Source organism: Kineococcus indalonis (assembly GCF_009906395.1).
Classification (GTDB): Bacteria; Actinomycetota; Actinomycetes; order Actinomycetales; family Kineococcaceae; genus Kineococcus; species Kineococcus indalonis.
Genome location: NZ_JAAALM010000151.1, coordinates 1 through 8,007, shown reverse-complemented (window position 1 = coordinate 8,007; position 8,007 = coordinate 1). Strand labels below are relative to the sequence as shown.

Sequence of the window (8,007 nt, the reverse complement as noted above, 5' to 3'; positions counted from 1 at the left end):
TCCCCCGACCACTCCCCCACCGAACGGCGCCCCGAAAAACGGCCTCAGCGGTTCCGCATAGTAAGCAATATGATGCAAACTCATTGCGAGAGTAGTACAATTGGGACGTGGACACCTTGGGGCCGGGCAGCTCCCTCACCGCCGCGCTGGACGCGTACCTGATCGCGCGCGCCCCCCGCAAGGACTCCCCCAACACCACCGCCGCGCTGCGCCGCGACGTCGCCGGCCTCGCGCGCCGCCTGGCTGACGTGCTCGAGATCGAGCCCGAGCAGCTGCGCATCGAGCACCTGACGCTAAAGGCGCTGCGCCAGGCCTTCGCCGAGTTCGCCCACGACCACGCCCGCGCCTCCATCGGGCGGGCCTGGTCCACCTGGAACGGGCTGTGCACCTTCCTGGTCACCGAAGGCGTCATCGAGGGCAACCCCATGTCCGGTGTCGCCCGCCCCCGCCCCGAGCGCACCCAGCCCAAGGCCCTGCGCGGTGAGGACACCCCCGAGCAGCTGCTGCACGCCATCGCCGCCGGCGTCACCGCCGGGCGCAACCCCTGGCCCGAGCGGGACCTGGCCATCCTCACCGTCCTGCTCGTGGCGGGCCTGCGCAGTGCGGAGCTGCTGGACCTGCGGGTGCGCGACCTCGCCGGCGCTGAAGACGAGCCGCGCCTGCACGTGCGCGGCAAGGGCAACGCCGAACGCTCCGTGCCCATCGAGCCCGTCATGGCCGAGCTGCTGCACGCTTACCTCGACAGCCGCCGCGATCGCTTCGCCACCGCCGCCCGCCTGCCCGGGGACGCCTCCCTGTTCGTGTCCACCTACGGCACTCCCCTGACCCGCAACCAGCTGCAGTACCTCGTGCGGTGCGTCTACCGCCGCGCCGGCATCCACGACCGCGTCCCCCAGGGCGCCCTGGTGCACGCCCTGCGGCACACCTTCGCCACCCGCGTCGTCGCCTCCGGCGGCTCCGCCGTGGAGGTCATGCGCCTGCTCGGGCACCAGTCGCTGACCACGTCCCAGCGCTACATCGACGCCGCCGCCACCGAGCTGCGCACCGCCGCCGCGGGCAACCCGCTGTACCGCACCATCGCCCAGCTGCCCGGCGTCGCACGCTGACACTAGACCGGTGGCTTCTCACGCCCTTGGGTTGGTCGACGGGCGTTCCGCAGAACTCAGCCAGCTGCGTCGTGCGCCAGGCCTCGCGCCGCCGGAACCCCGAGGATGCATGCGGAGATTCGGTGACTGAAGGGCTCAACGATCGTGAGGCCATGGAAGGCGCCCTCGACGTCGTCCAGGGTGAGTGGGTGGTTGGTGAGGTCGCGGTCGATGTCGGCCAGGCGTAGGTAGCGACGAGTGATCGTTGGGCGGATGGCTTCCAGGCGTGGCCGCACCACCCGCAGCCAGCGTTCCGCGACCTCGATGGGGTCAACGGGGTCGGTGACGTCATCCGGCACAGGATGCGCAAGCCCCTTGATCACCGTCCACCGGTCTGCCTCTTCATAGCGGCCGGCCCGACTGGCTGCTGATGCCCAGGCGGTAGCGACGGATGCCATCTGTTCCAGGGCCCGGCGATGCCGTCGCGGCAGGAGATCACGTTCGGCTCGTTCAGCACGGGTGAGCAGTCGGTCGAGGAGCTGCTGCGCTTGCTCGTCCATCGCGGCAGCGTCAGGATCCTCGCTGAGGCGCTGGCGTAACGCCTCAGCGACGGCTTCGAGGCCGAGAGTGGCCTGAGGGTCGTCCTCGGCGAGCAGCATCCAGCGGGGTGCTCCCCCGAGCCGGCTACTGAGGGCGAAGAAGGCCCAGGCGCTGCGGGTGGTGACGGGGCTGACCCGAGCCAGGATGCGCTGCGAGACGTGGCGGTAAGCGTTGTAGGTCGCGGCCGGAATGAGCGCGGTACTACCTGCGACGAGGTCACGTACGGGTGCAAAGGCATCGCGGATGCCGTCCCAAGTCGGCGCCTCGCTGTGCATCTGCTGCGCGTGCTCAGCGGCGTCGACGATGGGTGTGCTGAGCGGCGGCCGGAGGTCGGAGGCGTCGGGCAGGGTGAGGTTGGCGCCGAGTAGGGAGGCGCTTTCGTCCATGCGGGAGCGCAACACCTCATCGGAGCGGGTGGCGAAGGCAGGTGAATCCTGTGGCCACCAGGATTCGATTTCGTCGTGAGGACTGTTCATGCGGTCGACCCGTCCCACCCGCTGCTCGGCAACGCGCATGGTGGTGGGGAAGTCCAGGTGTAGCAGGGCGGAGGCTCCTTGAAGATTGATGCCCTCACTCATGGCATCGGAGCACAAGGCGATGCCGCGGGCATCGCTGCCAGGGCGGAAGGCGTCGGTGACCTTGCGCTTCCCGCTCTGGTGGGAGCCCGTGGCGAGGAAGACCTCGTGCTTGCTGGCCCGGAGCAGGCGGTGCAGGACCACGAGGGTGATGGGCAGGTGGTCGAAGGCGAGCACGAGACGGTGCTGCGCGGCGCAGTCCAGGATGGCCTGCGCTTTGGAGCGGTCGCGGGCATCGGAGAGCTGGCCCGCGAGGTCGCTCATCTGACGGTAGAGGGCCGCGTCGGCGCGGCAGGCGGCTCGCCAGGCGTCGGGGTCGCTCAGCCATTGCGGCAGGGAGCAGGCCAGGTTCGTCCTCGGTGGTGGCTGCTCAGCCAAGACCGCAGCCTTGCCCGCCATGTTGCCGCTGGGTTGCGCCTTGACCTGCTCGTCGATGGCGAAGCGCTGTTGGGCTGCTGCGGTGCCGGCGAGGTGCTCCAGCAGGGCGGCGCGGCTGGAGCGCATGGCCGCGGCGACGTTGTGAGCCGCCAGCCCGGCGGCAGCAGCGAGTCGCCCCTTCAGCCAGGCCTCATCGCCGGTACGGCGACGCATGCTCGCCGGCACGCTGAGGTAGGAGCCGATCCAGCACACGCCTCGCAGGTCGGCGGCTAGCTTGCGGATCTGCGAAGCGAGGTCCTCGTCGGCGGCAGTAGCTGCGGGACGGTAGACGTGGGTGAGGTGCTGTGGGTAGCGGCAGATGCGTCCGGTATCGGGGTGGATGTACGCCTCGGGGTGGGCGTCGACGCCTTCGTTGAGCATGGTCTTGGTGCGCCGCACGGTGAAGCGCTGGATCTCTGCCCGCAAGACGCGCTGCATCTGTGGGTCCATCAAGGCTCGGGCGCGGTCGCGCCGCTCCAGCTGGTCGAGCACTTTCAGGGCCTCGTCGTCGAAGTTGTCCGCTCCGAGCAGGTCCACCAGCGCCAGCAGGTCACGGGCGCCGCTGTTGATGGGGGTGGCGGTGAACAGCAGCTTGTGCTCGGCGGTGCTGTCCCGCACGCTCTGCGTCCGCTTGGAGGCCGGATTAAGGAAGTTGTGCGCCTCGTCCACTGCGAGTATCTGGGCGGTGTTGACCGCCTCGTCGGGCACCTCGACGTCGGAGGGGCGCGAGAGAGTTCCGTGGGAGACCGTATGCAGGCTCAGTCCGCATCGCACCGCCTCGCGTTGCCAGGACGGCTGCACCGAAGGCGGCGAAACCAGAACTGTCAGTCCGGTGCGGACCCGCCCGGTGCTCAGCAGGCGATCCCGGACGGTGCGGGCCAGGTGGGCGCCCATGCGAGTCTTGCCCGAGCCAGTGGCGTCGGCAATCAGGACGCTACCCACGTTCTCTACCACCCACAGTGCTTCGGCGATGCCAGCCACCTGAGAGGGCCACAACCCCTGCCTCGAGGTCGCGTCGGGCAGGTGGTCTTGCGCCCACTGCCCTGACAGCAGGTCCGCGCATGCGCGGGCCAAGGCTTCCTGCCAGGTGACGACGTGCAGCAGAGAGTCCAACAGAGCAGCGAACTGCTCGTTCCACTCCTCCGCCTGGGACCAGTAGTTCTCCGCGATGCCGTACGCAGCGGCGTAGTCGGGCTCATCTGGGCTGAAGCGGACGTTGGCCTCGATCTGTGCCCGCAAGCCGTTGGCAGTGAAGTTGCTGGAGCCGAGGGTGACAGCGTCCTCAGAGGCGTAGATTTTGGCGTGCAGTCGTACCGGCCCGGAGACGAACCGCACTGCTAGGCGGCCCTCCTCCAGTGCCCGCCGCGCCTGGATGATCTTCGCGGACAGGTGCAGGGAGATGCCGCGCTGCTCCAGCCAGTAGGCGCGGACCTCCTGCGCGAACTGCGCAGCCGGCGAGCCGAAGGTACGTCGCTGCCCAGTGAAGGGCTCACTGCCCAGCAGCAGCCGCAGCCGCCCCTTCCCGGTCTGCTCGCGGCGGGCGAGTAGCTCGACCACCTCAGCGATGCTGGCGAAACCGGCCACCATGAGCGCCTCGCCGCTGGCTTCCAGGTCCGTAGAGACCTGCTTGGCAACCCTGACGCCGGCATGGTTGAGAGGGAACCGCGTCGGGTCCGGCCAGGACAGGCGAGCCAGGCGCTGAAGGATGAAGCCCGTCCCAGCTGCACTCCCCTCGCCGAGACTGAAGAGGTCCTCTGCCTGAGGGTCCTGTCTCCTGTGCGGCATGTCCCTCTCGTCCTGTCGGTGCGTGCGTGTATCCACCACGGCAGACGTGGCTTCCGGCTAGGCACCGCAAGCTTGCACGAGCCCTCCGACAAGAACGCTCCGTGGTCAGATCGCCACGCCGACGGCACTGAGATCAGCTAGTGACCCGGCACAAGGTCCCTCACGAGCCCGCAGAGGCGGGTCAATCCTTACCTTCGTCCTCCTTCCGGCGGCGCAGCTCCTCGCGCAGCTCCTCGCGCAGCTCCTGCAGACGCTGCCCGCTGGGCTCGTGGGTCCACTTGTCCCCAGCCGTTGACCTGACTACCGACGCAGGCTCGCAGTGCCGGGGAGACCTCCTTGAAGGCTTCGCCCTGCACCTCCAGCCATCTCCCCGCGGCCACCCTGGCCCAGTGGGTCAGTCCCTTGCCGGGCTGCCGATGCACGAGCCGGTCACCGGCCTGGAGGAGTCCAGCGTCCAGTGGGCCCATGAGGGTGCCGGTGCCCTCGCGGGATGACTGCTCCTCCGGCGCGTGGGCTGCGTCCTCGTCGAGCAGTAGGGCCGCGCTCCCTGAGGTCACCCGCTGCGAGAGCGTGCGCGCCATGGCGTAGCGGCTCTGCCCAGGGCACTCCTTTGAGTGCCCGGCGAAGTCCACGCTCACCGGAAAGGGTCACTCGAACAGGTCCTCCACCTCGTCGTGATCGTGTGTTAGCAGGCGGCTGGGCGCTGCCACCAACGCCACCCGCGGCAGCGGCAGGTCAACGCCAGGGCCAAGGCCACTGCCGTGCATGCGCACGGATGCTGTGACGGACAAGCGCGCGGTGCTAGCCATGCAGGACAGGCTGCCCGAGAGGACGGGCCCGCAGGAGGTGTTCCTGCTCGCTCGGCGCCCGTGTGTTCGTGCCGTCGATGACAGCCGCCCCAAGGCGGGTGGTGTCGGGCGGTGACGACCAGGGGTGCTGACCGGCAGGATGAGCTGGTGAGCATGGGAGGTCTGCGAGCCCTGCCGGACGGCTCGGCCGGGAACTGGATCGCCAGCCGGCTGCGCGGCTTTGGCAGCACGGTGGCGTGCACGGTGCCCACCGGCTTCGCCGCCTACGCGCGCATCCTGCACCCCGTCGACTTCTTCCCCGCACCGCCCTCGACATCGTCGGCGCCGGCATCGGCGAGCGCCGCGTCGGCCCCCGCGGCCGAAGGGCCCGTGGCACCGACAGGGACAGCGCCGCACGGGCTGGTGCCGCAGCGGGCGGGGCTGACGTGGGCGCAGGTGTGCCAGCGCACCGGCCGCACCCCGCACGCCCTCATGCAGTGGCGCTCCATCGGCGCCCCCGCCCTCGCCAGCGCAGGCAGCGAGCTGCAGCTGCCGGTCACCGACGAAGGCCTGTGGGAGGAGGTCAGCGTCCAGGAAGGCACCCTGGAGCCAGCGGCGCTGAGCGCGCTGCTGGAGGTTCTGGCCCCCTTCACCGGTGAGCAGGAGTGCTGTCACGCCCTGTGGGAGGGCTACGGCTGGCTCACCGGCTCCAGCGCCTTCATCGTCTTCGCCTCCGCCGACAGCGAGGGCGGCCCTCCCCCACTGCCTCCCAAGCGCGCCGAGATGCCGCGAGAGCTGCAACAGGCCCTAGCCGCACCGCGCCTGACGCTGCCCGGCCGCTACTACCTGCTCTTCGCCGGGCCGCTGCGCGCCGCGCTGGACATGGGCGATCAGGTCACCGACGACTGGTTCGATGCGCAGTCACCGAACCTGCTGTGGCCGCTCGACCGCTCCTGGTGCCTGGCCAGCGAGATCGACTTCGACTCCACACTCATCGGCGGCTCCGCCGAGCTGATCAAGGCCGTGCTGGCAGCTCCCGGCCTGGAGGCGTGGCAGGTCACCGAGGACGACGACCTGGGCTTGTTCGCCGACACGCTCAACACCTGAGCCCACCATTGAGCCCACCGTTGAGCCTTGCGCTGCATTCGCCATGGCCAGCTGGACCGGACGCACGACGGCCGCCGGGTCGAGGACCCGGCGGCCGTCTGCTGCACGCACGTGCTGATCGACCCGGCAGTCGCCTCTCGGCGAGTGGCCACTCAAAGTGGCGGAAGGTGAGGCCCGGGGACATGCAGCGGGTCGATCACCCTCTACAAGCACCGGCACCAGCCCGGCATTCCCCGCTCTTCCCCGCGTGCGTGGGGTGGCCGCGGTTCATCAGCCCCGGCGCCTCGGCGGGGGCGGCTCAGCGGGGGTCGACCTCGCAGGCCACACCGTCACCGTCGCGGTCCAAGTCACGGCTGTAGCCCTGCTGACCCGCGTACAACGGCGAGCCGATGGTGTTCCACACATCGGTGCAGTTGGCGTAGAAGGCCTTCGACTGGCGCACCACACCCTGGGCGCGCGTCCACGTCAGGGTGCCGCCCTGGAAGTTCTGGTACACCCCGTTGGCGCTGACCAGCTCCTGGCTCGTGGGGTACCCCAGCGTGCCGCGCTCCCAGCCGCGGGCAGCCCAGTAGCTGTAGAAGGCACCCGAGACGCTGTGCGCACCCGTGGCCGGCGACCAGTACAGGGTGCCGCCCTGGAAACGCTGGAAGACACCACCGGCCGCGGGCAGCTCCTCACTGATCGGGAAGCCCAGGAAGGAGCGCTCCCATCCCAGGGAAGCCCACAGCTGGTAGAAGGAGCCGGACACCTTGTGCGCACCGGTGGCCGGGCTCCAGTACAGCGTGCCGCCCTGGAAGACCTGGAAGACGCCACCGGCCGCGGCGGGTTGCTCGTTGGTCAGCGGGTAGCCCAGCGGGCCCCGCTCGAAGCCCTGGCCGGCCCAGTAGCCGTAGAAGGCGCCGTGCACCTCGTGGGCACCGGTGCCCGGAGACCAGTAGATGACCCCGTTCTGGAAGGTGTTGAAGGCACCCACCGCGCCTGCGGTGGGCGCCTCATCGCTGAGCGGGGCGCCGGGCTTGAAGCCGGTGCCGGCCTGCAGGCGCAGCCACTCTTGCTCGATGGCACCGCGCACGTCCTTGGTGCCGTTGGGTCCGGGGTAGGGGGTGGCCTGAGCGGTACCCGCTCCGGCCAGCAGGGCTGCTGCGCTCAAGCCGGCAGCCAGGAAACGGCGCGTCATCACGCCCATGGGGAAGCCTCCACACACGTTCGGTCGGGTTCGGAGCCTAGCGCCGGTGGGGCCACGACGACCTGCTGGACACATCAGGTGACGTACAGCTGCGGCGTGCAGCGCCCCTGCTGGGTCTTCATGCCGGTGAGCACGCCGGCATGCCTTGACCGCGGGGATCGGTGGCAGCAACGACGCACGAAGGTCAAGAGTGGGCAGCCCCTCCGCCCCGCCGGCCTGCAGGCGCATCCACCGCCTCAACGATCTCCCGCCTGCCACAGCCCTCTCGGCTGATGGGTAGCCCGGACAAGCGATGGCCGACGCGCTCAGCGGGCATGCCGGCGCTGCGAGCGAGGGAGCTCTGTCACAGTGGAGAGGTGACGACGCGGCTGAGAGCGCGCCGCCTGGCCGCTGCAGCGGCCGCCGGTGCCGCGGTGGTGACCCTGCTCGCCGGATGCACCCCCAGCACCTCCACGACCCAGGCC

At 70.0% G+C, this 8,007-nt stretch carries 4 protein-coding genes; 2 read left to right on the top strand and 2 right to left on the bottom strand.

Annotation, left to right across the window (positions count from 1 at the left end; all coding sequences use genetic code 11):
• Positions 1-107 precede the first annotated feature (107 nt).
• A complete protein-coding gene (locus GTR00_RS09540; protein ID WP_205705437.1) occupies positions 108-1,106 on the top strand; it encodes a tyrosine-type recombinase/integrase in 999 nt (332 codons plus the stop codon).
• A gap of 56 nt (positions 1,107-1,162) precedes the next feature.
• Here the strand turns inward: GTR00_RS09540 and GTR00_RS09535 are convergent, their stop codons facing one another.
• On the bottom strand, positions 1,163-4,462 hold the full coding sequence (locus GTR00_RS09535) for an SNF2-related protein (RefSeq protein ID WP_166611393.1): 3,300 nt from the start codon (positions 4,460-4,462) through the stop codon (positions 1,163-1,165).
• Between the two features lie 956 nt (positions 4,463-5,418).
• On the opposite strand from GTR00_RS09535, the gene GTR00_RS09530 reads away from it, so the two are divergent.
• Positions 5,419-6,357 carry a hypothetical protein gene (locus GTR00_RS09530; RefSeq protein ID WP_166611392.1) on the top strand — a complete coding sequence of 313 codons (939 nt, stop codon included), beginning with the start codon at positions 5,419-5,421 and terminating at the stop codon, positions 6,355-6,357.
• 298 nt (positions 6,358-6,655) lie between these two features.
• On the opposite strand, the gene GTR00_RS09525 is transcribed toward GTR00_RS09530, so the two are convergent.
• Positions 6,656-7,507, bottom strand: coding sequence for an excalibur calcium-binding domain-containing protein (locus tag GTR00_RS09525; protein WP_166611391.1), 852 nt, complete (start codon positions 7,505-7,507; stop codon positions 6,656-6,658).
• Positions 7,508-8,007 lie beyond the last annotated feature (500 nt).

Bases quoted from the DNA above. Each gene is read 5' to 3' on its own strand.
- GTR00_RS09535 (WP_166611393.1), bottom strand. From the start codon at position 4,462: ATGCCGCACAGGAGACAGGACCCTCAGGCAGAGGACCTCTTCAGTCTC.